Here is a 23543-nt window from a genome sequence, read left to right as displayed (position 1 = left end):
CGGCGCGCCACGGCGCGCTAGCTGAGCCGCGAGGAGGAGCGATGACCGAGAGCCGCAAGATCGAAGAGGCGATGACCCGTGCCGAGGCCGCGGGTCAGGGCCATGTGCCGAACCCCGCCGATCCGCGGCTGTTTCGCGATGCGCTCGGCCGTTTCGCGACCGGGGTGACCGTGGTCACCACCTGCGAGGCGGGCGGTGCGGCGCCGGTCGGCATCACCGTGAACAGCTTCGCCTCGGTCTCGCTCGACCCGGCGCTGGTGCTCTGGTCGGCGGCGCGTTCCTCGATGCGGCATCGCCATTTCACCGCGGCGCAGGCCTTCGCGATCCATGTGTTGGGCGCCGATCAGCGCGATCTCGCAAAGCGCTTCACCGGCACCGGGGCGGGCTTCGACGGGCTCGAGCATCACCGCAACGAGGCGGGCGTGCCGCTGATCGACGGCGTTCTCGCGCGCTTTGAATGCGTCACCGAGGCGACGCATGAAGGTGGTGATCACACCATCATCATCGGTCGGGTGACGCGGTTCTGCCTGTGCGAAACGGGCGAACCGCTGACCTTCTTCGCCGGTCAATACGGCGGTTTCTCAAGGGTTTAACGCAGCGCCGCGATCTGGCTGGCGAGTTGTGCGAGGGCCTGAGATTGCGCCTGCGCGATCGCTCCGGCGCCCGCGCCCGCAAGCGGCACGGAAATGTCGAAGCGCCGCACGGTATCGCCGCCCGCACCCATCACCGGGCTGACGTAATAGCTGCCCGCAAGCCGCACGGCGCCCTTGTCGGTGGCGAGGAACTGCTCCACCCGCACCTCGATCCGCCGGTCGGGCCCGCCCGAGAGCGGCCAGGGCTCGGCGATCACCGTCGCCCCGGACACCGCCGAGATCTCGCGCGCGAGCGCGAGCGTCACCGCGCGCGGTGGATCGTCGGCCCAGATCTCTTTCGGCGTCGAGCGCAGCGCGCCATCGGCATCCTTCCAGGTGATCTCCTGCCCGGAGGCATATTGCGGCAGCGAAACCTCGCGCAGCTCGGCCTGACCAAGCCGGTTCGGCAGGCTTTTCGCCGCCGGCTCCGGGTCGATCGTGTAGCGCGCGGTATCGAGCGGGTTCGAGCAGGCGGCGAGTGCCAGCAGCGTCAGAACAAGAGCAGTGTGTTTCATGTCCCCTCCTCTCAGCGCCCGAGAATGAAGGCACGGGGGTTGCGTTCGATCATCCGCGCGAGCGCGCCGAAAGAGGCCGTGGCCCGGCGCAGCTCGCGCATCGTATTGAGCATCTCGTCGCTGAAGGCGGAGCGCTCGCCATAGGTGGCGACCAGCGCCTGCGCCTGGGTGACGAGGCTTTCGAGCTTGGCGGTGAGTTCGGGCAGCCGGTCGGAGGCGTCGGAAATCGCCCCCGCCGCGTCCTGTGCCGCGACGAGCGTGCCGTTGAGCTTTTCGGCCGCACCGCCCTTGCGCAGCTCCTCGAGCAGCGCGGCGGTCTGTTCCAGCGTGTCGGAGAGCGCCTTCGGCAGCCGCTCGGCATCCTTCGTGCCAAGCATCCCGCGCAGATCGGCGATCAGCCCGTCGACGTTCTTGCCGATATCCTCGAGCGGCATCTGCGAGACCGCCTGCGCCGCCTTGTCCGCGGAATCGAGCGTCTCGTGCAGCCCGTCGATTTCCTCGAGGAAGCTCGTCGCGGCCTCGGTCACCGCATCCACCGCCGTCACCGTCTTCGAGGCGGCATCCTGCTTGTTCAGCTCGGCGACGAGGGTCTGCGTCTGATCGAGCAGGCCCGAGAGATTGCCCGGGATCTTCCGCGTCTCCTCGCTTTCGGCGATCGCCGAGACCGAGTCGAGCGTGCGGATCGCGGAATTCATCAGATCCTCGATCGGCAGCTTGTCGATGCGCTTGAACACGTCCTTCGCCGAGGCGGCGATGTCGTTTTCCGCGGCGGGTGCGGTCGGAATCGTCGGATAGGGTTCGGCGTCGAGCCCCATCGCCCCGGCGGGCATGTCCTTCAGATCGGTCAGCTCGACGACCAGCGTCGTGCCCAGAAGCCCGGTGCCGGCGACGCGCGCGCGCAGCCCGTTCTTCACCTCGTCGGAGAGGAAATCGGTGACGATCGCCTTGTCGGTGTCGCGCGCGAGGCCGAGGCGCTCGGGCGAAAGCGCGATCACCACCTGCTGTTGCGCATAGCGCGTGCCCATGCTGTCGGTCTGCACCTTGATCGCGATATCGGTGACCTCGCCCGCCTCGACGCCGCGGAACTGCACCTTCGCGCCGCGTTCGAGCCCGTTGATCGCCTGATCGAAGAGCAGCGTGTAACGCGGGGGATCGACGATCTCTGGGCCGAAGATCGAGGATTTCGCCGCGTCGGCACTGGGATAGAGGCGGAAGGCATGGCCGTTCTCGACGATGCCGCCACCGGTCGCGAGCGTGTCGAATTCGACGCCGCCCTGCACCAGCGTCGCGAGCGAGCGCATGTCGAGGCTGACGCCGCTCGGCCCGAGCGAGACGGAAATGCCCGAGGTGTCCCAGAACCGCGTCGCGGTGGTCAGCCGCTTGTCATGCGGTGCCTCGATGAAGGCGTCGACGGTGACGCCCGAGTCGCTGTCGTTCAGGCGCAGGTTCTGGATATGGCCGACGGTGACGCCGCGAAAGAGCACCGGCGCCCCTTCGGCAAGGCCCCCGGCGTCCTCGGAGCGCAGCTCGACCACGGTGCCCTTGGTCGGGTCGGGGGCGACGGGCATCTTGTCGAGCCCCTTGAAGACGGTCTGCTCGCCATTTGGTTTCGCATCCCACCAGCCCTCGATGAAAGTGCCCGAAAGCACCGTGTCGAGCCGCGAGATCCCCTGCGCCGAGACCTGCGGCCGCACCAGCCAGAAGCGCGCGTCCTTGTCGATGAAGCGCGCGACATCCTTGTCGACGCGCACCGAGATCCGCACCGAGGTGAGATCGGCGTTGAAGCCGACCTTCTCGACCTTGCCGACCTCGACCTCGCGGAATTTCAGCGGTGTTTCGCCGGGGGTGATGCCGGTGGCATCGGCGAAGTCGATCTCGATCAGCACGCCGCGGTCGGCATAGGTCCGCCAGGCGACGCCGAGGGTGATGGCGAGCGCAAGCAGCGGCACCAGCCAGATCACCGAAAGCCGGGTCCAGATCGGGTCGCGTGCGGGGCGGATTTGCAGCTCGGCGGGCTCGGGAGAATCGGTCATCGGTCTTTCGTTACTACGGGCCCGCGCCAGATCAGTCGCGGATCGAAATTTTGCGCGGAGAGCATGGTGAATGCAACCGAAAGCGCGAAGGCGGCGGCGGCCGGCCCCGGATGGATCGAGGCGACGAAGCCGAGCTGCACCAGCGCGGACAGGATCGCGACGACGAAGACGTCGATCATCGACCAACGGCCGATGAATTCGACCACCTCGAAAAGCGCGAGATGGCGGTGCCCGCCGGCGCGGCGCTCGGTGCCGACGGCGAGGGCGAGGAAGGCGATCGCGAGGAATTTTCCGATCGGGATCAGGATCGAGGCGAGGAAGATGATCCCCGCGACCCCCCAGTTGCCGTGGCGCGCAAGCTCGACCGCGCCGCCGAGGATGGTGTTCTGCTGCGATCCGGTGAGGGTTGCGGTGCGCAGCATCGGAAAGAGATTGGCCGGGATGTAGAAGATCAGCCCCGCCGCCCACCAGGCCCAGACCTTCTGCAGGCTGGCGGTGTCGACCGCATGCAGCGTGGCGCCGCAGCGGCCGCAGCGCGCCGTGCCCCGCGGCCAGACCCGGCCGCATTGGGTGCAGCCGGTCAGCCCCGCGTCGGTCGCGGTCAGGATCGGATGCGGCTCGCTCATTTCCGCCCGATCTCCTCCCAGATCGTCCAGTCGCTGAGGAAGGCGTTCTTCAGCACGGTGACGATGATGAGGGCGCAAAAGGCCCAGAAGGCCGGGCCGAAGGAGATCGTCGCGAGGCCGCCGATCTTCACCAGCGCGACCGCGGTGCCGATGATGAAGATCTCTGCCATCGACCAGGGTTGCAGCACCTCGGAAAAGCGGAAGGCGAGGGCGGCGTGGGGCCAGGCCCGGCGCCCGTTGGCAAGCGGCCAGAGCGTGTAGATCAGCGCGGCGAAGCGCGCGATCGGCAGCGCCACGATGGCGAGCAGGACGGCGAGCGAAAGCGGGGCGAGCCAACCGTCGGAGAAGGCGAGGGCGACCTCGAAGATCGAGCTCGCATGGCTCAGCCCGCGCGCCGAAATCGTGAGGAAGGGAAAGAAGATCGCGGCGATCATCAGGATCATCGCGGCGAAGGCGAGCGCCACGACATGCAGGAAAGAGCGCGTGCGCGGGGTGATCAGCAGGCTGTGGCAGCGCGCGCAGGTCGCGCTTTCGCTCTCCGCGATCGCGTGCCGATGATGCAGCGCATCGCAGCGCGGGCAGGCGATCAGATCGTCGGGATCGAGAGGGGCATGGGGGACCACGTCGGACATGGCGCCAAGATAGCCTCGGCGCGGCGCGTCGCAAGGCGCTGTGGCGATGGCGCCGGAAATAATGCGGATTTTAGCCTTTAACAGGCCCTTAAGCCGCAGGTGCTAGACCGGACGACGGGTGAAAATGAGGTGGTGGGATGGGCACGCGCGACAACGCGGCGCCGGTCATCATCAAACGGAAGAAGGTCGTCGGCGGCGACGGGCACCACGGTGGGGCGTGGAAAGTGGCCTATGCCGACTTCGTCACGGCGATGATGGCCTTCTTTCTCTTGATGTGGCTGTTGAACGCGACGACCGAAAAGCAGCGCAAGGGTATTGCGGACTATTTCAATCCGACGATCCCGATCAACCGGATCTCGGGCGGGGGCGAGGGCGCCTTCGGCGGCGACTCGGTCTTTTCCGAAGAGGAGATCGCGCAGACCGGCACCGGTGCCACCGCGCAGCGCCCGACCGAGGAGCGCCAGGCGCGCGGCTCGAGCGGCACCAGCGCGACACCGCAGGATGAGGAAAAGGCGCAGTTCGACAAGACCGCGCGCGACCTCGAGAAGATGCTGATCGGCGTCGGCGGCGAATCGATGGCGAGCAGCAAGCTGGCGCGCCATATCGTCACGCGCGTGACCGACGAGGGGCTGATCGTCGAGTTCTTCGACATCGAGGACGAGCCGCTTTTCGCGCCCGACAGCGCCACGCCCGAGCCGATTCTCGACGAGATCGCGCAGATGCTCACGCGCGTCTTCGGCCTGGCCAGGAACAACGTGGCGATCAATGGCTATACCCGCGCCTATCCCGCGGTGCTCAAGGTCAATCCGGTGTGGGATCTCTCGACGGAGCGCGCGCAGGCGATGCGCCAGTTGCTCGAGGGGGATGGTTTCGACCGGATGCGGATCGAGCGGGTTTCCGGCTTTGCCGATCGCAAGCCGGCCGATCCGGTGCCGATGGCGATCCGCAACAACCGTCTCGAGCTGATTCTGCTGCGCAACGGGCGCTGAGTGTCGGGAGAAATCTGTAGGATTTTAGGTGTTAGGCTGATCTTAACGCCGGGTGCGGCACTCTGCAGGCTGATCGAGGGACACAGCAGCAGAAAGGCGCTTTCATGTCCATTTCTTCTTCGCTTAACGCGGGGGTCGCCGGTCTGGCGGCGAACGCCACGCGCCTTGCGACGATTTCCGACAACATCGCCAACTCCGGCACCTACGGCTACAAGCGGGCGACGGCGGATTTCGAGAGCATGGTGCTCAATCAGGCGCGCAGCGCCGGCACCTATTCCGCCGGTGGCGTGACCGCCTCCACCAGCCGGCTGATCGACGAGCGCGGATCGCTCGTCTCGACCACGAACGCGATGGATATCGCGGTTTCCGGGCGCGGCTTCCTGCCGGTCGCGACCACGGCCTCGCTCGACAACACGACGGGCGACCAGCCGCTGATGATGACCACGACGGGGTCGTTCCACACCGATGCCGATGGCGTGTTGCGTACCGATTCCGGCCTCGTGCTGCTCGGCTGGCCGGCGAATGCGGATGGCTCGATATCGACGATGCCGCGTGACACGATTTCCGGGCTCCAGCCGGTCGTGATCAATGCGAATCAGACCGCCGGCGATCCGACCTCGGTGATGAACCTCGGCGTCAATCTGCCTGCAACCGACACGGATTCGGATGCAAACGGCGATACCCTTCCGCTGTCGATCGAATATTTCGGAAATCTCGGAACGTCGGAGACGCTTCAGGTTTCCTTCACGCCGACCATCCCGGCTTCCGGTTCCTCGAACGAATGGACGATGGTGATCCGCGATTCCGCGACGATCGACGATCCGGCGACGGCGGCCGACGAAAGCATCATGGGAACCTATACGCTGACCTTCGACAACACGAGTGTCAACGGCGGCACCCTCTCGAGCGTCGTCCCCGATGCGTCGAGCCCGGCCTATGATGCCACGACGGGCACGCTGAACCTTTCGGTGGCGGAGGGGCTTCAGAACATCACGCTCACCATCGGCAAGATCGGCGACACCAATGGTCTGACCCAGCTTTCCGACAGTTTCGCTCCGACCTCGATCACCAAGGACGGCTCTCCTGTCGGCAATCTCACGGCCGTCGAGATTGACGAGAACGGCTATATCAAGGCGACCTACGACACCGGCTTCATCCGGACCGTCTATCAGGTCCCGCTCGTCGATGTGCCCAATCCGAACGGCCTGACCTCGCTCGACAACCAGACGTTCCAGGTCTCCTCGACCTCCGGATCCTTCTATCTCTGGGATGCGGGCGACGGCCCGACCGGTACGGTGGAAGGCTACGCCCGGGAGGGATCGGCGGTCGATGTCGCGCAGGAGCTGACCAACCTGATCCAGACGCAGCGCGCCTATTCCTCGAATGCCAAGGTGATCCAGACCGTGGATGAGATGCTGCAGGAAACGACGAATATCAAGCGCTGATCCCGGCGCGCTGAGAGGAGTTGAGCGATGAGTATGTCGAGTGCGCTGAACAATGCCGTGTCGGGGCTGACGGCATCGTCCCGAATGGCAGAGATCATCTCCTCGAACACGGCCAATGCGATGACCGAGGGTTACGCACGCCGCGAGCTGTCGCTCTCCTCGGAAACACTGGGTGGCGACGGGGGAGGGGTGCGCATCCTCGGCGTCAACCGGGTCGTCAATGAATCGTTGCTTCAGGACCGTCGCATCGCCGATGCGGAAGCGGCGAATACGACCGCTCGAACCGACTTCTACAGCCGTTTCGAAAGTGCCCTGGGGGATCCCGAAACCCAGGGATCGCTTTCCTCTCTGATGTCGGAGCTCGAAGGATCCCTGATCGAGGCGGCCAGCATGCCCGACAGCACGGCGCGGCTCACGACGGCCGTGAACGCGGCGGGAAACGTGGCCGACAAGCTCAACACGATCGCGGATGACCTGCAGCAGGTGCGCCTTGATGCCGATCACTCGATCGCGGATCAGGTCAGTACGCTGAACGACACGCTGCAGAAGATCGAAGTCCTGAACCGTACGATTACCTCGGAAATTTCGGTCGGCAACGATGCGGCTGGGCTGATGGATCAGCGCCAGGCACTGGTTGATCGTATCGCCGAGATCGTTCCGGTTCGCACCGTAGCACGCGATAACAATCAGATTGCGCTCTACACGACGGGTGGAGCGATTCTGCTCGACGGCTCCGCGTCCGAGGTCGGTTTCACGCAAAGCGGCGTGATGAATGCCGACATGACCATCGAGTCGGGCGCCCTGTCCGGTCTCACCCTGAACGGACATCCGATTTCGTCGAGCGATGACGGCGCCTTCGGGGGCGGCACGTTGGGGGCGGCTTTCGCGGTGCGGGACGAACTTGCGCCCGCGGCTCAGGAACAGCTGGACGCCGTGGCGCGGAATTTGATCGAGCGCTTCGCCGATCCCTCCGTCGACAGCACGCTGGCGAGTGGCGATGCAGGGCTTTTCACCGACGGCGGAGGTGCCTTCGATCCGGCGAACGAAACCGGCCTCGCCGGGCGTATCCAGATCAATGCGATCGTCGACCCGGCGCAGGGCGGAGAGGTCTGGCATCTGAGGGATGGTATTGGTGCAACGTCTGAAGGGGCGGTGGGCGATGCATCGCTCCTGAATGCACTTTCAGGGGCATTGTCCGAAGCCTTCACGCCCGCGTCCGGTGGGTTTGGCAGCGCATTGCGGAGTGCGTCGGGGCTGGTCGCGGATCTGCTGTCCTCGGCGTCCGCGAAACGGCAGTCTTCGGAGCTCGATCAAAGCTATGCCGTCGCAAGGCAAGAGACCTTGACCGAGCTCACGCTCGCTGACGGCGTGGACACCGACTACGAGATGCAGATGCTGCTTAAGGTTCAGCAAGCCTATGCCGCGAATGCGAAGGTCATCACTGCAATCGACGAAATGATGCAGCGCGTTCTGGAGATGTGAGATGAACTACGTTTCCGTCGGGGATATGGCGCAAACCTATTTGTTGCGCCGCCACAATGTTCAACTCAAGACGACGATGTCGCGGTTGACGCAGGAATTGGCGTCGGGCGTGCAGCAAGACGTCGGGGCAGCCGTCAAGGGCGACTTCACCGCGCTGGCAGCGATCGATCGTTCTCAGAGACGCATCGATTCCTTCAGCCAATCCGCAAGCGAGGCCGATGTCTTCTTGAGTTCTCAGCAAGATGCGCTTGAACTCATTCAGAACCATGCTTCGCAGATCGGCGCGACGATGATTTCGTCGGCATCGACGACTCAGGCCAGCATGATCGATGCGGTGACCGGTGACGCTGCGCAGCGTTTCGCCTCGATCGTTTCCGCGCTGAACGTGAATGTCGCAGGGCGCTATGTGTTTTCGGGGAACACAACGGATACGGCGCCCTTGGGGGCTTCCGAGGACATCATTTCCGCCCTGTCGGGCGTGATCACGGGCATGACGAACGCAACGGATATCGTTTCCGCTGTCGATGACTGGTTCGACGCACCGACCGGTGGCGGGGGATTCCTCGATTTTTCCTATCACGGAAGTGACACGGCTCTTGCCCCGGCCCAAGTGTCCGAGACCGATCGGGCGGATCTTTCGCTTACGGCCGCGGATCCGAGTCTGCGCAATCTGCTGAAGGGATTTGCACTTGCGACATTGGTCTCTGAAAATCTGGTGCCCGACGACATCGATGTCCGCGCCACGCTCACGCGCGCGGCTGGCGAACAGATCGCGACGGCAGATGCAGAACTGACGACGGTTCGATCGGAGCTCGGTACCGTTCAGGAAATCGTTTCGGACGCTCAGGTACGAAACTCGGCCGAGAAGTCTTCTCTGGCGATCGCGAAGAACAAGCTGATCGGAATCGACGAATATGACAGTGCGACGGCGCTGGAAGCGGTGCAGACGCAACTCGAAACTCTTTACACCCTCACGGCTCGGCTGACGGGCCTGTCTCTCACGGATTATCTCTGATGCGTTTCGTGTTTGCGCTTCTGCTTGCCCTCCTGCCGGCGGTTTCATTATCGGCGCCGATCCGGATCAAGGATCTGGTCGAGTTCGACGGGGTGCGAGGTAATGACCTGGTTGGATACGGGCTGGTCGTAGGGTTGAACGGGACGGGAGACGGCATTCGCAACGCTCCGTTTACCGAAGAGATCATGTCCAATATTCTCGAAAGGCTTGGTGTTAACGTTACTGGCGAGCAGTTTCGTCCTAAAAACGTTGCGGCGGTGCTGGTGACGGCGAGTTTGCCACCCTTCGCACGGGCGGGGGGCCAGATCGACGTTACGGTGTCAGCAATCGGCGATGCAAAAAGTCTTCTGGGGGGAACCCTGGTGATGACCCCGCTCAATGCGGCGGATGGTGAGATCTATGCCGTTGCACAAGGCGCGATCATTGCCGGTGGGGCTTCCGTTCAGGGGCAGGGGGCGTCCGTCGTCCAAGGGGTGCCGACTTCTGGAATGATTCCGTCCGGCGCGCGCGTGGAACGGGAAATCGCTTTCGAACTGAATAGTCTTGGGACGATCCGTCTTGCGTTGCGCGAGCCGGACTTCACGACGGCTGGCCGGATCGAGCAGGCGATCAATCGCACTTTTGGCAAACGCGTCGCCACGATGCAGGACGCCGGCACAGTTTCGCTCGACATCGGGGCGGCGCATATGAGATCGGCGGCGCATGTCATCGGAAGAATCGAAAATCTTGATGTTGAGCCGGAACAAAAGGCGCGTGTTGTCGTGGATCAAAGGTCCGGGACGATCGTGATGGGTGAGGACGTGAGGATCTCGCATGTCGCTGTCAGCCAGGGAAATCTCACGTTGCGGGTTCAGGAGGCCCCGCTGGTTGTTCAGCCCAATCCCTTCGCGCGCGGCGAGACGGTTGTCGTGCCCAGAACCACGGCCTCGATCGAGCAGGCGCCAGGGACGCGCATGGCGGAAGTCACTGATACGAGCTCCCTTTCGGATGTTGTTGCGGGGCTCAACGCGCTTGGAGTGTCGCCTCGCGACATGATCGACATTCTCAAGAGTATTAGCGCCGCAGGTGCGCTCCATGCCGAGTTCGTCGTGAATTGAGTGCGGATCGGTCCGCTTGGCTGCGGGCGGATGGCCAATCGCGCGCGGGTTGGTTTCCCGGTCGTGCAGACAGGAGGGGATCACAGGCTGCTTGGGAGGCCTGACCTGTTCGACAAGAACAACCAGATGTGCGCGCTGGCTTGCCCTGTGTCATTCATCAAGCTGCGAGCTGGGCCCGGTTGGTGTTTACGTCGATCGGCGCAGTGGGAGCATGCGCCTGGCCCGAGGCGCTTCCATGTCGCGCGGGGATGGGGGCGATTGCGGTGGTCAGAGAGCCTACGCGCGGTTAGCTGGGGGCCGAAAGTCCTCGGTCGAGTTGGGGTGTTCGGCATTGTGGTCGACACTCCAAGCAATGATTGAGATCTGCGCAAGGGCGAGGTTGCGGATATGGCCTCGTTGAGAATTTCCTCCGGCGTCTGACCGTTGAAGCTTTCGACGAAGCCGTGTCTCGCATCGGATTGTCCGGCGCGATGCCGTGCCATTCAGTTTGGTGCGCGGCAGCGAAGGTTAAGATTGCGTTACTGACCAGTTCGGTGCTGCTATCGCTGACGATCATTCCGGGTTTGCTACGCCGCTCGATCAGGGTTGTCAGTTCACGTGCCACACGGCGTCCCGAGATTGAGGGGCCGGGATTGCCGCGAGGCACCTGCGGGCGACGTCGTCGACTACATTGAGCCTCTGGGCGCACTGACCATTGACGAGATCCAGAGACTCGCACGCATTAGGCCTCGCCTCGCCCAAGATCGGGTTCGCGTTCCGGCGCCCTCGCGCCGAGACTTCCGTTTGCGCACCTCGGTGTCGTCGAGAAAAAGTCCCCTGACTGTTTTCTAATCCTTCTCCATCCATGCGGTAGAGCAGACAGATCCTGTGGATTCCCGAAGGCGCCCTCGCGGCGCAACAGGACGAAGGCCGCCGATAACCGAACCGTAGACGTCCGTTACTGTGTTCTCATAACTGCGCGAGCGGAATCGTGCCCAGTTTAATTCGCGGCGGCCTGTAATCCTCGGTGGAAAAACCGCGGGCGAGATCATGATCTCTTCATCGCCTGGGCATTTGTGCCAACGCGCCGCATGTGTTGTCCTGCAGGCGACCGAGAATTATGCCCATGCCCTCCCCCGCCCGGCTGAACCACGATCCCGGCGCGGCGAATCTCCTCGACCAGTGCCGTCTCTGGATCGGCGGCGTTCGCCACGATCCCGGCCCCGCACCAGCATGTCGGTCAACTTCGGGGGCACTCCACACCTGCGGTGTCCCGTGTCTGTGGCGACAGGTGAACATCGGCCATGCCAGCAGGGTAAGGGCTGTGCCTGATCCCCTCCACCTCGTGGACGGCGGCGGCTTGCGGCTCGGACAATCCGGTGGTGCAGGCCGCCGTTGAGGTGATCGCGGGGCGTGGTTGATGCCGAGGATCAGGGGCCGCGTGGGCCTTCCCGGTTCGCTGCCTGCCTCCTGGCGATACCGCGGAGACGCACCGGTCAGCCCTTCGTCCGCGGGCCTCGGGCGTAGACGTCCTCGTAGCGCACGATGTCGTCCTCGCCGAGATAAGCGCCGGTCTGCACCTCGATCAGCACCATCGGCAGCTTGCCGGGGTTCTCCATCCGGTGCACGGAGCCGAGCGGCACATAGATCGACTGGTTCTCGGTCACCAGTTGCACCTTGTCGTCGACCGTCACCTTGGCCGTGCCCTGCACCACGATCCAGTGCTCCGAGCGGTGATGATGGCTTTGCAGGCTCAGGCTCGCGCCCGGGTGCACGACGATGCGCTTGACCTGGAAACGCTGCCCGAGGGCCAGGGTTTCGAACCAGCCCCAGGGGCGGTGATCCTTCGGAAAGTGCACCGCTTGCCCGGCACCCTTGGCCTGGAGCGCCTCGATCGCGAGCTTCACATCCTGAGAACGGCTCATGTCGGCGACCAGGACGGCATCGTCCATCGCGACCGCGATGATGTTGTCGAGCCCGATACCGACAAGCTCGACCCCCTCGCTCTCCGAACGCAGCAGGCTGTTGGTGCAGTCGATCGCAGTGGCCGCGCCGGCAAGCCCCACCTCGGCGCGATCGCGCGGCCCCTCTTCCCAGACTGCATCCCAGCCGCCCATATCGGACCAGGCGCCGCGATAGGGAGCGGCGGAAAGATTGGGCGCATGCTCCATCACGGCATAGTCGAGCGACACATTGGGGGCCTTCGCCCAGGGCCCGGGCGCGAGGCGCAGGAAGCCCAGATCCGTCTGCGCCGCCGCGAGAGCCGCCTGCACCGGGGCGAGAACTTCGGGCGCATGGGCCTCGAAGGCCGCGATCATATCCGCGGCGCGGAACAGGAAGATGCCGGCGTTCCAGAGGTAATTGCCCGCCGCCAGCATCGCCTCCGCGTGCGCCTTCCGCGGCTTTTCGACGAAGCGCGTCAGCGCCACCGGCGCGCCGCTGTCATCGGGCAAGGCCGACAGCTCGAGATAGCCATAGCCGGTTTCGGGCCGGGTGGGCGTGATGCCGAAGGTCACGATGCGGTGCTCGGCCACTGCCTCGAGGCCGCGCATCACCGTCTCGCGGAAGCCCGCAGGATCGGGAATGGCGTGATCCGAAGGCGCGACGAGGAGCACCGCCTCGGGATCGCTGCGCAGCAGAAAGAGCGCCGCGGCCAGCACGGCGGGGGCGGTGTTGCGCCCCTCCGGTTCGATGATCACCGCACCCGGATCAATGCCGACCGCCGCCAGCTGCTCGGTCACGATGAAACGGAAGTCTGAATTCGTCAGCACCAGCGGCGCGGCGAAGCCCTCGCCCGCAAGCCGGAGCGCCGAGGCCTGGAACAGCGTTTCATTGCTCAGGAGCGGCACGAATTGCTTGGGATAGCTCTTGCGGGACAGGGGCCAGAGGCGCGTACCGGAACCGCCACACAGGATCGTTGGATATATCATTCAGCGCCCGCCAGCAGTGTTTTTCTAGAAAAACCATAAATGCTGCATTGCCACAATTCCTAACTTCCGGCGTGCGCCGGGCGGGCCGACATTTCCTGCGCCTCAGGAACGGGGTGGAGTTTCATGGGGGGCGAAAGCCCTCACCGGCGCGGACGATTTCTCGGCTTCGGAGCGCGTGCGGCGGGCGGCAGCGGCAGCACGAATTCCACGCCTTCGACCACCAACAGAGACGCGACGGCGTGATCGCGCTGAAGAGAAGGGGCGCCGATCGGGCGCCCCTTTCGCTATCCGGCTCAGTTCGCCGCGGCGTTCACCGAGGAGACGATCAGCGAGGGCGTGATCGCGTCATATTCGAGCGGGTTGTCCGAACCGCGCAGGATATAGATCTCCTTCGGGTTCGATTTCGCCGTGGTGAGCCCCCCGCCCACTTCATAAAGCGCATCGGCGATCGTGGCCTTGCGCTCATAGGGCTGCGCATAGCGCGCCTGCTTGCCGACCTCGCCGGTGAGATAGGCATAGTCGCACCCCTCCGCGCTCAGCTCGAGACGGGCGGTGAAGGTGTCTCGCGCCCTGCGCGCGCGTCGATCGTCATGCCCTCGGTCGTGCCGCGGCCGATCTGGTAGCGAAAGGCGCGGCCCGCCCTTCGAACACCTTGTGGGGGGCCCCGCATGTGATGTTCGCGCGTCAAGGCTGGCAGGTGAACCAGAAGAAGATCCGGCGGCTTTACCGCGAGGAACAGTTGCAGGTTTGCAAGCGTGGCAGTCTGTAGCGTACTTTGGGCATGCGACGCCCGATGCTGGTGTCGGAACGTGTCAACGAGGGATGGAGCCTGAATTTCGTCACGGATGCCTTCACCGATGGTCGGCGGTTCAGGGTGTTGGCTGTCATCGACGACTGCAGTCGGGAATCCTTGGCGCCGGTGGCCAATACATCCCTCTCGGGTTTGCGGACCACACGCATCCCTCGGCAATCTCACGCCAGAGGAAGTCGCCATGAAAACGAGACCGTAAGTGCAGGCCGCTTGGGGCCTGAAACATGCCGACGGGTTCTCCGCAAAACCGAAGGTAAGGCGGGTCTCAGGTCGGCCAGTTTTTAGTCGAGAGAGTAATCTTTCAGAAGCTGTTCCAATGCGTTGCGCTCGGCTGCGCTCTGGGCAAGAAGATCCGTTGACCTGCGCAAAAGGCCGTCCTCTTCCGAGGTGCCGGAGGGCAGAGGCGCTGCGGTCGCGGCATCGAGTTCGTAGAGTTCCAGCAGTTTTCGTTGCGATTCTGTGCCTTTGCTCGCGACGGTGGTCCAGTCTCCGCTCCGCCAGGCCTCTGCGAGGGCGGCATTCTGGTCACCGGAATGTTCGAAGGCCCCCATGGCATCGAAATGCTCGCCGAGCATGCCGAGCGCCTGTCCCCGAAGATGCGCGGCCTCCTGAGAGTCGATCCCATCGAGATACACAAGGGCGGCTGCCGCATCGTTGTCCGCAAGCGCGGCGCGTGCGAGCGACAGCTTTCCAGCGGTCGTGGCTTTGACCTGGGCAGAGAGAATATCATTCGCTGGTTTCGCGAAGCCGAGCTTTGAAAGGCGGTCGGCAAGCGTCAACTGGAGTGTGTCGGGCAGCTGGGACGCCTGTGCCTCCGTCAGGCGGGCGAAGTAGCTGGTCAGGAAAAGCGTGTCGTCCGGCACCTTTGCAAGCAGATCATAAAGATCCCTGAGTGTTTTCTGGCGCAACTCTGGTTCAGTCTCTCCGGGCCATTTGTCGAGCTGGGCAAACGCCGCAGGATAGGAGCCGATCGACGCAAGGCCCAGGATTTGGGTCCGGATCAGGCGCCAGCCCGTTTCCGTGCCGTCAAGCTCATGCGCGATGGCCCCGATATTGTCGATCGTCCCCTGATCGAGGGGCAAGCCTCCGGAAAGCCGCGTCTCGGCATATTTGATCAAGGCTTCCGGAGCGTGCACGGTATCCGTCTGGGAGACCTTCTCCAGACGATGTTCGGCATCGCGTGTCTTCCCTTCGCTCAGGTCGATATCGGCGTTCATCATGTCCAGGGCCTCGCCGTGATCACCGGGTGCTCGCGAAAGCGAGGCGCGGGCCGTGCGCGCGAGGTCCGTCGCACCCATGCCGATCAGCCGCTCGATGAGATCGGGGCCGAAACGCTCGCGCATGTGGATCGGGAGCGCGCCGAAGCCGCGCATGACGGCCCCGAAATTCACGTCCGTGCGGGCGGGGGGGGCGGTATGGGCGAGCAGGGACCAGAGTGCGACCTTGCCGTCGCAATTCGTCATCGTGAGAATGGGATTTTGCGACGAGACTGGTTTCTCGTCGAGTAGATCGGCGATCAGCATCGTTCCCGGATCCGTGTCGGGCGAGATGCCGAAGCTGTGGTAGAGGGCCCTGGACTCGGCGCCGAAGCCGAGCGCGACATAGATGCGGCCAAGCCTGCGGATGGCATCGCGTCGGGGACGGTCGAACTCGCCGACCAGGTCTCGGCGAGCGGCGGAGATCTGTTCTCCCGCAGGCGTCTCGTCGAGCCAAGCCTTGAGGTCGAAATCGGCGTCAGGCAGGCAGACCGTGCCCGAATTGCTGAGTTCTGTTCCGGGCCATTGCGCGGCTGTGTCGCGATCGACGACGGTTTCGGAATGTAGCGCGATATGAGGCGCGAGGCCGTTCTTTTCTGTGGGGAGGGCGGCATCCTCGGCAAAGGTCTCCGCGGCGCTTTGTTCGGCGGCCTTCGGCGGGATCTGCATTGTGATCAAACCCTGCGACGCCGCCCGACCAAGTTGCGCGAGCAGCTCCGTTTCCGCCTGTTCAACTCGCGGGTCGCGCGCCTTCGGAGCGAACAGCAGGATGTCGGGTTGTTCGGTTGGAACCTGTGGCTCGGAATCCATTCCAGAGGGCGGCGCGATTCCGCGCCAGTAGAGATCGAGATGGTCTTCTTGGCGCGGAGGGCGATATGCAGCGGGAGGGGCTGTCGCCATCGCGGCGGTTTCGCCGGTGCCATCGCGCAGGTCGAGCACCAGAGCGCCATTCTGGAGTTGGAATGTCTGGGGGCGCACATTCGGTGGCGTGGCGATCATCACCGCCGAATCGGCGAAATCCGGGGTGATCGCATTGACGCGGTCACGTGGGATCAGGCGAAAGACCTGCGACACGTCATACCGGAAGGACTTGCCGGGCGTCGTGAGACGCAGGCCTCCGTCGACGGGTTCGAGGTTCCAGGCGGTGCCACGTGGAAACATGAAGACGAGTCGAGAGAAATCGGCATGCTCCCCCGATTTCACGGAGATCTGCTGGGCCGTCGCCGGTGCCGCCAGTCCGATCAGCACCAGGATGAGGAGAAGGTGGAGCCTCATGCTGCCTCCGATTTCACCGCCTTGAGCGCTTCCTCGAGCTCCGAGAAGCTCGGGCGGATGTGGTGGGGTGTGTTCTGACGCCCGACCTCGATGCAGATGTTGGTTGCGTGATTATAGAGATTGGCGACCAGAACCTCGCGGATCAGCTTGTAGAAATGGCTGTCCTCGTCGATCACCGATTTGATGCGCATCGCGAAGGGCGCGACAAAGCCATAGGCCATGAACACGCCGAGGAAGGTTCCGACGAGTGCGCCGCCGATCATTTCTCCAAGAATTTCAGGTGGTTGGTCGATGGAGCCCATGGTCTTGATCACGCCGAGCACAGCGGCGACGATGCCGAGCGCTGGCATGGCATCGGCGACAGACTGGATCGCGTGGCTCGAATGCATCGCGTGCTGATAGTTGGCGTCGAGCTGTTTCTCGAGCACCTCCTCGACTTGGTGCGGGTCGTCGTAGTTCATCGAGGCGGATCGCATCGTGTCGCAGATCATTTCGATCGCCTCGTGATCCTTCAGAATTTTTGGATATTTTCCGAAGATCGACGAATTTTCCGGCGCCTCGATATGTTCCTCGATCGCGACTGGGTTCTGCCTTGCGAGCCGGATCAGCTCGAAAAGCAGGCAGAGCAGATCGCGATAATCCGAGGGTTTCCATTTCACCCCCTTGAACACCTTTCCGATGTCCTTGAGCGTGTGTTTGATCGAGGCCATGTCGTTGGACAGGGCAAAGGAGCCGACTGCCGCACCGCCGATGGTGATCATTTCAAAGGGCACCGCCTCGATGATCACCTCCATGTGACCGCCGCCTGCGATGTAGCCTCCGAAGACCATCGCGAAGATGATGACGATGCCGACGATGCCAATCATATGCGTTCTCCGTACGTTCCGGCGCAGCTTGCCAGAACTCGTTTAACAAATGCTCAGCGCGTCACTTTTCCGGAGCGCCGGCATTTCGGCCGGCCATGATCGCGCTGATCGAGTAGGCCGTGGTCGGATCGAGATTGGCGAGAACCGCGGCCGCCGCATCCGGGCGCATCCGCGCAAGGAAGCCTGCGGCGAACTCTGGAGACATCGCCGCAAAGAGCGGTGCCGCCTGCTTCGGTTTCATGTTCTCGTAAACGGTGACGAGGCGCGTGACGTCGTCGGTGGCGGCGCGATCTGCGATTGCGACTGTGCGCGACAATTCGTCCTCGGCGGCCACAAGGGCGGCGAGGCGTTCCTGGATGCGCTTGTCGGCAAGATTGAGCGCCTGCGTCCGATCGGCGAGGATTCCCTCGCGCTCTGTGATCTTTTTTTCTCGGTCCTGCAGCGCACTCAGCAGCGCGGCCGTGCCGGGGTCATTCGCGCAGGCCAGCGCATTTGAGGGGGCCTTGTCGGAGCCGAAAGCGAAGGCAAGGCCGATGCCGTTGCCGAAGCGAATCGCGGCGGAGCTCGCAAATAGGGCGACGATGATCGCCAGGCTCAAGCGACCGAGGCCGCGGCGTGGCCGTTTTGCTTTTTGTTTCAAAGCTGTGGCAGGTTTCTTGGCGGTCGTCTTCATTCCGCCGCCTCCAGATCTCCGTGGCGGTGGCGGCGGCGCAGGACGCGATAGCGCCGCGCCTCCCCCTCGCTTTCGGGGGCTTCGTGCAGCGCGGCGATCATGAGCTCGAGCCGTTGCGCGGATTGCTCGGCGCGTTCGGTCAGGGCCTTGAGCTGGTCTGCCGAGGTCGCCGCCGTGGCTTGGGCGCGGTTCAGCGCCTTGGTCATGTCGTCGACCTGGGCGGAAAGGACGGCGATCGCCCCGCCCATGCCGTTTTCGAGCTGATTGAACCGCTTCAGCCGCCGTCCGAGCACCAGGCAGTAGATCATGGCGCCGAGTGCGCCGAGGCCCATCAGAATGTCGGCAATATACTGCATCGGACGCTCCTCAGTTCAGGACGAATTCGATGATGAGAAGGTCGCGCACGCGTCCCTCCCCGGTAACGATCTGGATCCGCCGCAGCATCTGTGCCCGCAGGCGGATCATCGCGGAGGGATCCGCGAGTTCGGCTGTGTCGACGGCGCGGAGATACCCGTTGAGAACGTCCATCACCCGCGGTTTGAGCAGTTCCACATCGGCTTCATAGGCTTTCGTGACCTCGAGCTGCGCGGAGAACCGCAGGTGTCGCGCGCCGCTGTCCGTGAGCGAGATCACCATCGGATCGAGCGGCACGAAGGCGATCTCGGGCAGCGCCTCGGGCACATGTGCACCATCGGCGGGCGGCATGTCCGTCGCCGGGGGCGCGAGGATCAACCCCTTGTATACCGCAAAGAAACTGCCGCCGCCGGCAAGCAGCATCAGCACCAGCCCGATCAACATCGGCAGTTTCGACTTCTTGCTGGGAGGCGCTTCGGCTTCCGCTTCCAACTGGGCCATGATCGTCCCCGATTTCTTCGTTCGAGTCAGCTATAACCCCGGACCCACTAACCGATTGTTAAGGGCGATCGGGGAAAGTCGGGGAGACGACGGGGCAGAAGTCCGCTCACTGGAGGTGCGTCTTGCAACAACTCATGGCCGTCTGGCAGGCACTGGATACGCGACGCCGAATCATCGTTGCGGGGGCCACCGCTCTCATGTTTGCAGCTGTATTGGCCTTGTCGGGTGCTGCGACGCGGCCGGACATGGCGCTGCTTTACGCCGGGCTCGAGGGGGCGCAGGCGGGTGACATCATCACGGCGCTGGACCAGCGCGCGGTGCGTTACGAGGTTCGGGGCGATTCGATCTATGTCGATGCCACGAAACGCGACGAATTGCGCATGGCGCTTGCGGCGGAAGGGCTGCCGGCGACCGGTGGTGCGGGGTATGAGCTGCTCGATTCGCTTTCGGGCTTCGGGACGACCTCGCAGATGTTCGACGCCGCCTATTGGCGTGCGAAGGAAGGGGAGTTGGCGCGAACGATCGTATCCAACCCGATGATCCGCTCGGCGCGCGTGCATATCGCAGTTCCAAGCGGGCAGTCGTTTCGTCAGGAGAACCATCCAACGGCTTCGGTGACGGTCACGACCAATGCGGGGGGGCTTTCGCCGACTCACGCGAAAGCGTTGAAATATCTGGTTGCTTCCGCAGTGGCGGGGATGTCGCCCGACGACGTCTCGGTGATTGACAGTTCGGCGGGGCTGATCTCGACCGGCGACGATGCGATCACCCCCGCGGCGCAGGACCGGGCGGAGGAGTTGCGCAAGAATGTCGAGCGGTTGCTCGAGGCGCGGGTGGGCTATGGCAATGCGGTGGTCGAGGTCGCGGTGACGCCGGTGACCCAGCGCGAATCGATCACCGAACGCAAGATCGAGCCCGACAGCCGGGTCGCGATTTCCACCGATACCGAGGAAAATTCGAACAAGTCCGACGATACCAAGCCCGCTGCGGTGAGCGTCGCCTCGAATTTGCCCGACGGCAATGCCGCGAATGGCGGAAAGTCGCAGAGCCAGTCTGCGCAAACGCGGGAGCGCACGAATTACGATGTCTCGGAGACGACCCGCGAGGTGGTTCGAAATCCTGGCGATATCAAGCGGTTGACGGTCGCCGTTCTGGTCGATGGCGTCGAGGGCAAGGATGCGAGCGGCAATACGACCACGGTGCCACGCTCGGAGGAGGAGCTTGCCTCGCTCAAGGAGCTCGTCGCATCGGCGGTTGGTTTCGACGCGGATCGGGGGGATGTCATCACCCTGCGCTCGATGGCCTTCGAGCCGATGGCGGAGGTCGGGACGGTGGCGAGCGCTGGCATGCTTGGCGGCACGGTGCTCGACGTGATGCAGCTGATCAAGATCGCCCTCTTGGCGGTGGTCGCGCTGATTCTCGGCCTTTTCGTGATGCGGCCGATCCTGATGCAGCGCGGGGCCGGGGCCATGGCGGAATTGCCGGCGCCCGACGCCGACACGGCGGCCCTCACCGGCGAGATCGCCGATGACGACATGGCGCCCGAGAGCATGGCGCTGGTCTCCGATTTCGACATGGGGAACCTCCAGATGCCGATGATGAGCAGCGCATTCGGCGAAGAGGAGGGGGATGCAGACCCGGTCTCCCGGCTGCGCAAGCTGATCGAGGAGCGTCAGGCCGAGAGCGTCGAGATCCTGCGCAACTGGATGGGTGAGGCGGAGGAACGGGCGTGACGAAGCGGCAGATCCAGCTCGAATCCTTCGAGACGGGCCCGATGCCCGTGGAAGAGATCGCCCTGGCTCCGAGCGATTTCGAGGAGGCGCGCCTTGCGGCCTTCGAGAAAGGCTATTCGGCCGGCTGGGACGATGCGGTCGAGGCGCAGGATGTCGAGGCGGCACGCTTTCGGTCCGATCTCGGTCAGAACCTGCAGGAGCTTTCCTTCACCTATCACGAGGCGCGTCAGCATCTGCTCGAAGCGCTTCGCCCGCTGCTCGTCGACATGGCGGCAAAGGTGTTGCCGGCGATCGCGCGGCAGACGCTCGGCCAGATCGTGGCAGAGCAGCTGACGCCGCTCGCCGAATCGCTGACCTCGGCGCCGATCACGATCGTCGCCAATCCCGACAGCCTGCCCCAGATTCGCGACGTGCTCGCGGATCGCTCGTCGTTGCCCCTCGTCTTCGCCGAGGAAGCATCGCTCGGCGAGGGGCAGGTCTATCTGAAATTTGCCGAGACCGAGACGCGGATCGATCTCGATGGGGTGATCGCGCTGATCACCGAAGCGATCAACACCTATTTCCGCGCCAATCAGCAGGAGCAAGAGCATGGATGACGCCACCCGCCTCGACAGCCAGGCCAGCAATCCCTTCTCGCAGGTGCCGATCGAGATCACGATCTCGGTGGGAAAGGCGCGCCCGCTGGTGCGTGACCTGCTGCGGATGAAACGCGACTCGATCCTGCCGCTCGACCGGCGGGTCGAGGATCCGGTCGAGCTCTATGTCGGCGACAAGCTGATCGCGCGCGGCGAACTCACCGAGATGGAGGGCGATCCGAACGGTCAGCTCGCCGTGCGTCTCACCGAGGTCATCGACCTGCAGAACGGGCTCTGACCATGCGTCCCGCGGCCCGCCCCTGGCTGGCGTTAACGTTAATGGCTGGTGTCCTGCTCTGCGCGATGCCGGCCGGGGCACAGGAGATCACGCTGAACCTCGGTGGCAACGAAAGCCTTGCCGGGCGCTCGATGCTGCTGATTGCGGGGATTACCCTGCTCAGCATCGCGCCGGGGCTGGCGATCATGATCACCTGCTTCCCCTTCATCGTCACCGTGCTCTCGATCCTGCGTCAGGCGATGGGGTTGCAGCAGTCGCCGCCCAACATGCTGATCGTCAGCCTGTCGCTGTTCCTGACCTGGTTCATCATGGAGCCGACCTTCACTGAAAGCTGGAAGACCGGGATCGAGCCGCTGATGCAGGGCACGATCGACATGCAGACCGCCTTCGAGCGCGGGATCGAACCGTTCCGCATCTTCATGGCGGGGCGCGTCGATCCTGACACTTTCAGCCAGCTCTCGGCGTTGCGCGACGGCAAGGCCTATGTGGGCGAACTCGCCAAGGCGCCGCTCTCGATGCTGGTGCCCTCCTTCATGCTCTCGGAGATCACCCGCGCCTTCGAGATCGGCTTCCTCGTCTTCCTGCCCTTCCTGATCATCGACCTCGTCGTCTCGGCGATCCTGATGTCGATGGGCATGATGATGGTGCCGCCGGCCGTGGTGGCGCTGCCGTTCAAACTCGCCTTCTTCGTCGTGGCGAATGGCTGGGTGCTGGTCTCCGGCGCGCTGGTCCGAAGTTATTTCTGAACGAAACGGCGCCCCGCAGGGCGCCGTGCCTCACTCCGCCGCGCGTTTCGGCAAGACCCAGCCGGGTCGGATCCGGTGGCAGGTATAGCCATTCGGAAAACGCTGGAGGTAGTCCTGATGTTCGGGTTCTGCCTCCCAGAAGGGGCCCGCCGGCTCCACCTCGGTCACCACCTTGCCGGGCCAGAGGCCGGAGGCATCGACATCCGCGATCGTGTCGAGTGCAATGCGTTGCTGTTCCGCGTCGCGCGTATAGATCCCCGACCGATAGGAGGGGCCAAGGTCGTTGCCCTGCCGGTTCGGCGTCGTCGGGTCGTGGATCTGGAAGAAGAACTCGAGCAGCCGGCGATAGCTGATGCGCTCCGGGTCGAAGGTGATCTCGATCGCCTCGGCATGAGTGCCGTGGTTGCGATAGGTCGCGTTCGGCACGTCGCCGCCGGTATAACCGACGCGGGTCGAGACCACGCCGGGCAGCTTGCGGATCAGATCCTGCATGCCCCAGAAGCAGCCCCCCGCAAGAATCGCCGTCTCACTCATGCCTCGTCCTCCACCATGTCCAGGTAGTCGCCATAGCCTTCCTCGACCATCCGCGCGCGCGGGATGAATCGCAGGCTGGCCGAGTTGATGCAGTAGCGCAGCCCGCCACGATCCTGCGGCCCATCGGGGAAGACATGGCCAAGATGACTGTCGCCGTGCTTCGAACGCACCTCGACCCGCTCCATGCCGTGGCTCGAATCGCGCAGCGCGGTGACATGCGCCGCCTCGATCGGCCGGGTGAATGAGGGCCAGCCGCAATGGCTTTCGAACTTGTCCTGCGAGGCGAAGAGCGGCTCGCCCGAGACGACGTCGACATAGATCCCGGGTTCGTCGGTGCTGCAATATTCGCCGGTGAAGGGGCGCTCGGTCCCGCTTTGTTGCGTCACCCGGAACTGCTCCGGCGTCAGCCGCGCCAGGGCTTCGGGTGTTTTGGCATAGGTCTTGCTCATCGGATGCTCCCATCGCTGTCCCCCGACAGATGGGGCGGCGCGCAGGAAAGTCCAAGGGCCGCGCGAGGCGGCACCGGAAGACCTTGATCCTGAAGGG

23 protein-coding genes and 1 pseudogene are annotated in these 23543 nt (G+C 64.1%); 10 read left to right on the top strand and 14 right to left on the bottom strand.

Annotation, left to right across the window (positions count from 1 at the left end):
* The first annotated feature begins 71 nt into the window (after window positions 1–71).
* On the top strand, window positions 72–593 hold the full coding sequence (locus AB7U46_RS04045; protein WP_428335670.1) for a flavin reductase family protein: 522 nt from the start codon (window positions 72–74) through the stop codon (window positions 591–593).
* On the opposite strand, the gene AB7U46_RS04040 is transcribed toward AB7U46_RS04045, so the two are convergent.
* Genes AB7U46_RS04040 through AB7U46_RS04025 form a run of 4 tightly spaced genes read right to left on the bottom strand, consistent with a single transcriptional unit; the run spans window position 590 to window position 4438 of the window.
* Complete coding sequence (locus AB7U46_RS04040; RefSeq protein ID WP_428335647.1) at window positions 590–1147, bottom strand: PqiC family protein; 558 nt, start codon at window positions 1145–1147, stop codon at window positions 590–592. The genes AB7U46_RS04045 and AB7U46_RS04040 overlap by 4 nt on opposite strands.
* Window positions 1148–1158: 11 nt before the next feature.
* Complete coding sequence (locus AB7U46_RS04035; protein ID WP_428335646.1) at window positions 1159–3180, bottom strand: MlaD family protein; 2022 nt, start codon at window positions 3178–3180, stop codon at window positions 1159–1161.
* Window positions 3177–3806: a paraquat-inducible protein A gene (locus AB7U46_RS04030; protein ID WP_428335645.1), complete on the bottom strand. Its 630-nt coding sequence runs from the start codon at window positions 3804–3806 to the stop codon at window positions 3177–3179. Before AB7U46_RS04030 ends, AB7U46_RS04035 begins: the two co-directional genes overlap by 4 nt.
* Complete coding sequence (locus AB7U46_RS04025) at window positions 3803–4438, bottom strand: paraquat-inducible protein A (protein ID WP_428335644.1); 636 nt, start codon at window positions 4436–4438, stop codon at window positions 3803–3805. The genes AB7U46_RS04030 and AB7U46_RS04025 overlap by 4 nt, the downstream gene beginning before the upstream one ends.
* 137 nt (window positions 4439–4575) lie before the next feature.
* Between AB7U46_RS04025 and AB7U46_RS04020 the strand changes: the two genes are divergently transcribed.
* The 5 genes from AB7U46_RS04020 to AB7U46_RS04000 all read left to right on the top strand — a co-directional run bounded on the left by AB7U46_RS04020 (window position 4576) and on the right by AB7U46_RS04000 (window position 10466).
* Window positions 4576–5427, top strand: coding sequence for a flagellar motor protein MotB (locus tag AB7U46_RS04020; protein WP_428335643.1), 852 nt, complete (start codon window positions 4576–4578; stop codon window positions 5425–5427).
* Window positions 5428–5531: 104 nt separating this feature from the next.
* On the top strand, window positions 5532–6872 hold the full coding sequence (locus tag AB7U46_RS04015) for a flagellar hook protein FlgE (RefSeq protein WP_428335642.1): 1341 nt from the start codon (window positions 5532–5534) through the stop codon (window positions 6870–6872).
* A gap of 27 nt (window positions 6873–6899) precedes the next feature.
* Window positions 6900–8354 (top strand): flagellar hook-associated protein FlgK, encoded by a 1455-nt coding sequence (flgK, locus tag AB7U46_RS04010; RefSeq protein WP_428335641.1) that lies wholly within the window; start codon window positions 6900–6902, stop codon window positions 8352–8354.
* 1 nt (window position 8355) lies between these two features.
* Window positions 8356–9369, top strand: coding sequence for a flagellin (locus AB7U46_RS04005; RefSeq protein WP_428335640.1), 1014 nt, complete (start codon window positions 8356–8358; stop codon window positions 9367–9369).
* On the top strand, window positions 9369–10466 hold the full coding sequence (locus AB7U46_RS04000) for a flagellar basal body P-ring protein FlgI (protein WP_428335639.1): 1098 nt from the start codon (window positions 9369–9371) through the stop codon (window positions 10464–10466). The genes AB7U46_RS04005 and AB7U46_RS04000 overlap by 1 nt, the downstream gene beginning before the upstream one ends.
* 157 nt (window positions 10467–10623) lie before the next feature.
* Here AB7U46_RS04000 and AB7U46_RS03995 read toward each other — a convergent pair.
* The 8 genes and pseudogenes from AB7U46_RS03995 to AB7U46_RS03960 all read right to left on the bottom strand — a co-directional run.
* Window positions 10624–11408 (bottom strand): annotated as a pseudogene (locus AB7U46_RS03995) (integrase core domain-containing protein); the annotation flags it as partial.
* A 533-nt stretch (window positions 11409–11941) separates the two neighbouring features.
* A complete protein-coding gene (locus AB7U46_RS03990; RefSeq protein WP_428335638.1) occupies window positions 11942–13375 on the bottom strand; it encodes a mannose-1-phosphate guanylyltransferase/mannose-6-phosphate isomerase in 1434 nt (477 codons plus the stop codon).
* A 293-nt stretch (window positions 13376–13668) separates the two neighbouring features.
* The gene (locus AB7U46_RS03985) at window positions 13669–13803 is read right to left on the bottom strand and encodes a hypothetical protein (RefSeq protein ID WP_428335637.1); all 135 of its coding nucleotides are present in this window, start codon (window positions 13801–13803) and stop codon (window positions 13669–13671) included.
* Window positions 13804–14467: 664 nt separating this feature from the next.
* Window positions 14468–16717 (bottom strand): hypothetical protein, encoded by a 2250-nt coding sequence (locus AB7U46_RS03980; protein WP_428335636.1) that lies wholly within the window; start codon window positions 16715–16717, stop codon window positions 14468–14470.
* Window positions 16714–17583 carry a flagellar motor stator protein MotA gene (gene motA / locus AB7U46_RS03975; RefSeq protein WP_428335635.1) on the bottom strand — a complete coding sequence of 290 codons (870 nt, stop codon included), beginning with the start codon at window positions 17581–17583 and terminating at the stop codon, window positions 16714–16716. The genes AB7U46_RS03980 and motA overlap by 4 nt, the downstream gene beginning before the upstream one ends.
* 61 nt (window positions 17584–17644) lie before the next feature.
* Entirely contained in the window at window positions 17645–18256 is a 612-nt protein-coding gene (locus tag AB7U46_RS03970; RefSeq protein ID WP_428335634.1) for a MotE family protein, read from the bottom strand.
* Window positions 18253–18612, bottom strand: a complete 360-nt coding sequence (locus AB7U46_RS03965) for a hypothetical protein (protein ID WP_428335633.1) — start codon at window positions 18610–18612, stop codon at window positions 18253–18255. Before AB7U46_RS03965 ends, AB7U46_RS03970 begins: the two co-directional genes overlap by 4 nt.
* 10 nt (window positions 18613–18622) lie before the next feature.
* Window positions 18623–19111 (bottom strand): flagellar basal body-associated FliL family protein, encoded by a 489-nt coding sequence (locus tag AB7U46_RS03960; RefSeq protein WP_428335632.1) that lies wholly within the window; start codon window positions 19109–19111, stop codon window positions 18623–18625.
* A 134-nt stretch (window positions 19112–19245) separates the two neighbouring features.
* On the opposite strand from AB7U46_RS03960, the gene fliF reads away from it, so the two are divergent.
* Genes fliF through fliP form a run of 4 tightly spaced genes read left to right on the top strand, consistent with a single transcriptional unit; the run spans window position 19246 to window position 22463 of the window.
* On the top strand, window positions 19246–20844 hold the full coding sequence (gene fliF / locus AB7U46_RS03955) for a flagellar basal-body MS-ring/collar protein FliF (protein WP_428335669.1): 1599 nt from the start codon (window positions 19246–19248) through the stop codon (window positions 20842–20844).
* A complete protein-coding gene (locus AB7U46_RS03950) occupies window positions 20841–21440 on the top strand; it encodes a flagellar biosynthesis protein (RefSeq protein ID WP_428335631.1) in 600 nt (199 codons plus the stop codon). Before fliF ends, AB7U46_RS03950 begins: the two co-directional genes overlap by 4 nt.
* Window positions 21433–21717 carry a FliM/FliN family flagellar motor switch protein gene (locus AB7U46_RS03945; RefSeq protein ID WP_428335630.1) on the top strand — a complete coding sequence of 95 codons (285 nt, stop codon included), beginning with the start codon at window positions 21433–21435 and terminating at the stop codon, window positions 21715–21717. The genes AB7U46_RS03950 and AB7U46_RS03945 overlap by 8 nt, the downstream gene beginning before the upstream one ends.
* A gap of 41 nt (window positions 21718–21758) precedes the next feature.
* Window positions 21759–22463: a flagellar type III secretion system pore protein FliP gene (fliP, locus tag AB7U46_RS03940; protein ID WP_428335629.1), complete on the top strand. Its 705-nt coding sequence runs from the start codon at window positions 21759–21761 to the stop codon at window positions 22461–22463.
* A 30-nt stretch (window positions 22464–22493) separates the two neighbouring features.
* Here the strand turns inward: fliP and msrA are convergent, their stop codons facing one another.
* On the bottom strand, window positions 22494–22997 hold the full coding sequence (gene msrA / locus AB7U46_RS03935; protein ID WP_428335628.1) for a peptide-methionine (S)-S-oxide reductase MsrA: 504 nt from the start codon (window positions 22995–22997) through the stop codon (window positions 22494–22496).
* A complete protein-coding gene (gene msrB / locus AB7U46_RS03930; protein ID WP_428335627.1) occupies window positions 22994–23446 on the bottom strand; it encodes a peptide-methionine (R)-S-oxide reductase MsrB in 453 nt (150 codons plus the stop codon). The genes msrA and msrB overlap by 4 nt, the downstream gene beginning before the upstream one ends.
* Between the last annotated feature and the right edge of the window lie 97 nt (window positions 23447–23543).

This window comes from Paenirhodobacter sp., assembly GCF_050177655.1.
GTDB lineage: Bacteria > Pseudomonadota > Alphaproteobacteria > Rhodobacterales > Rhodobacteraceae > Rhodobacter.
Note: the sequence above shows the minus strand (reverse complement) of the source record. Positions and strands in the feature narration are given on the sequence as shown.

Coding starts and splice junctions, on each gene's coding strand:
- AB7U46_RS03970 (WP_428335634.1), bottom strand. CDS start 18,256: ATGAAGACGACCGCCAAGAAACCTGCCACAGCTTTGAAACAAAAAGCA.
- AB7U46_RS04000 (WP_428335639.1), top strand. CDS start 9,369: ATGCGTTTCGTGTTTGCGCTTCTGCTTGCCCTCCTGCCGGCGGTTTCA.
- msrB (WP_428335627.1), bottom strand. CDS start 23,446: ATGAGCAAGACCTATGCCAAAACACCCGAAGCCCTGGCGCGGCTGACG.
- AB7U46_RS04025 (WP_428335644.1), bottom strand. CDS start 4,438: ATGTCCGACGTGGTCCCCCATGCCCCTCTCGATCCCGACGATCTGATC.
- AB7U46_RS04005 (WP_428335640.1), top strand. CDS start 8,356: ATGAACTACGTTTCCGTCGGGGATATGGCGCAAACCTATTTGTTGCGC.
- motA (WP_428335635.1), bottom strand. CDS start 17,583: ATGATTGGCATCGTCGGCATCGTCATCATCTTCGCGATGGTCTTCGGA.
- AB7U46_RS04045 (WP_428335670.1), top strand. CDS start 72: ATGACCCGTGCCGAGGCCGCGGGTCAGGGCCATGTGCCGAACCCCGCC.
- AB7U46_RS04030 (WP_428335645.1), bottom strand. CDS start 3,806: ATGAGCGAGCCGCATCCGATCCTGACCGCGACCGACGCGGGGCTGACC.
- AB7U46_RS04020 (WP_428335643.1), top strand. CDS start 4,576: ATGGGCACGCGCGACAACGCGGCGCCGGTCATCATCAAACGGAAGAAG.
- AB7U46_RS03980 (WP_428335636.1), bottom strand. CDS start 16,717: ATGAGGCTCCACCTTCTCCTCATCCTGGTGCTGATCGGACTGGCGGCA.
- AB7U46_RS04015 (WP_428335642.1), top strand. CDS start 5,532: ATGTCCATTTCTTCTTCGCTTAACGCGGGGGTCGCCGGTCTGGCGGCG.
- fliP (WP_428335629.1), top strand. CDS start 21,759: ATGGCTGGTGTCCTGCTCTGCGCGATGCCGGCCGGGGCACAGGAGATC.
- AB7U46_RS04035 (WP_428335646.1), bottom strand. CDS start 3,180: ATGACCGATTCTCCCGAGCCCGCCGAGCTGCAAATCCGCCCCGCACGC.
- AB7U46_RS03945 (WP_428335630.1), top strand. CDS start 21,433: ATGGATGACGCCACCCGCCTCGACAGCCAGGCCAGCAATCCCTTCTCG.
- AB7U46_RS04040 (WP_428335647.1), bottom strand. CDS start 1,147: ATGAAACACACTGCTCTTGTTCTGACGCTGCTGGCACTCGCCGCCTGC.
- AB7U46_RS03990 (WP_428335638.1), bottom strand. CDS start 13,375: ATGATATATCCAACGATCCTGTGTGGCGGTTCCGGTACGCGCCTCTGG.
- AB7U46_RS03965 (WP_428335633.1), bottom strand. CDS start 18,612: ATGCAGTATATTGCCGACATTCTGATGGGCCTCGGCGCACTCGGCGCC.
- fliF (WP_428335669.1), top strand. CDS start 19,246: ATGGCCGTCTGGCAGGCACTGGATACGCGACGCCGAATCATCGTTGCG.
- msrA (WP_428335628.1), bottom strand. CDS start 22,997: ATGAGTGAGACGGCGATTCTTGCGGGGGGCTGCTTCTGGGGCATGCAG.
- flgK (WP_428335641.1), top strand. CDS start 6,900: ATGAGTATGTCGAGTGCGCTGAACAATGCCGTGTCGGGGCTGACGGCA.
- AB7U46_RS03960 (WP_428335632.1), bottom strand. CDS start 19,111: ATGGCCCAGTTGGAAGCGGAAGCCGAAGCGCCTCCCAGCAAGAAGTCG.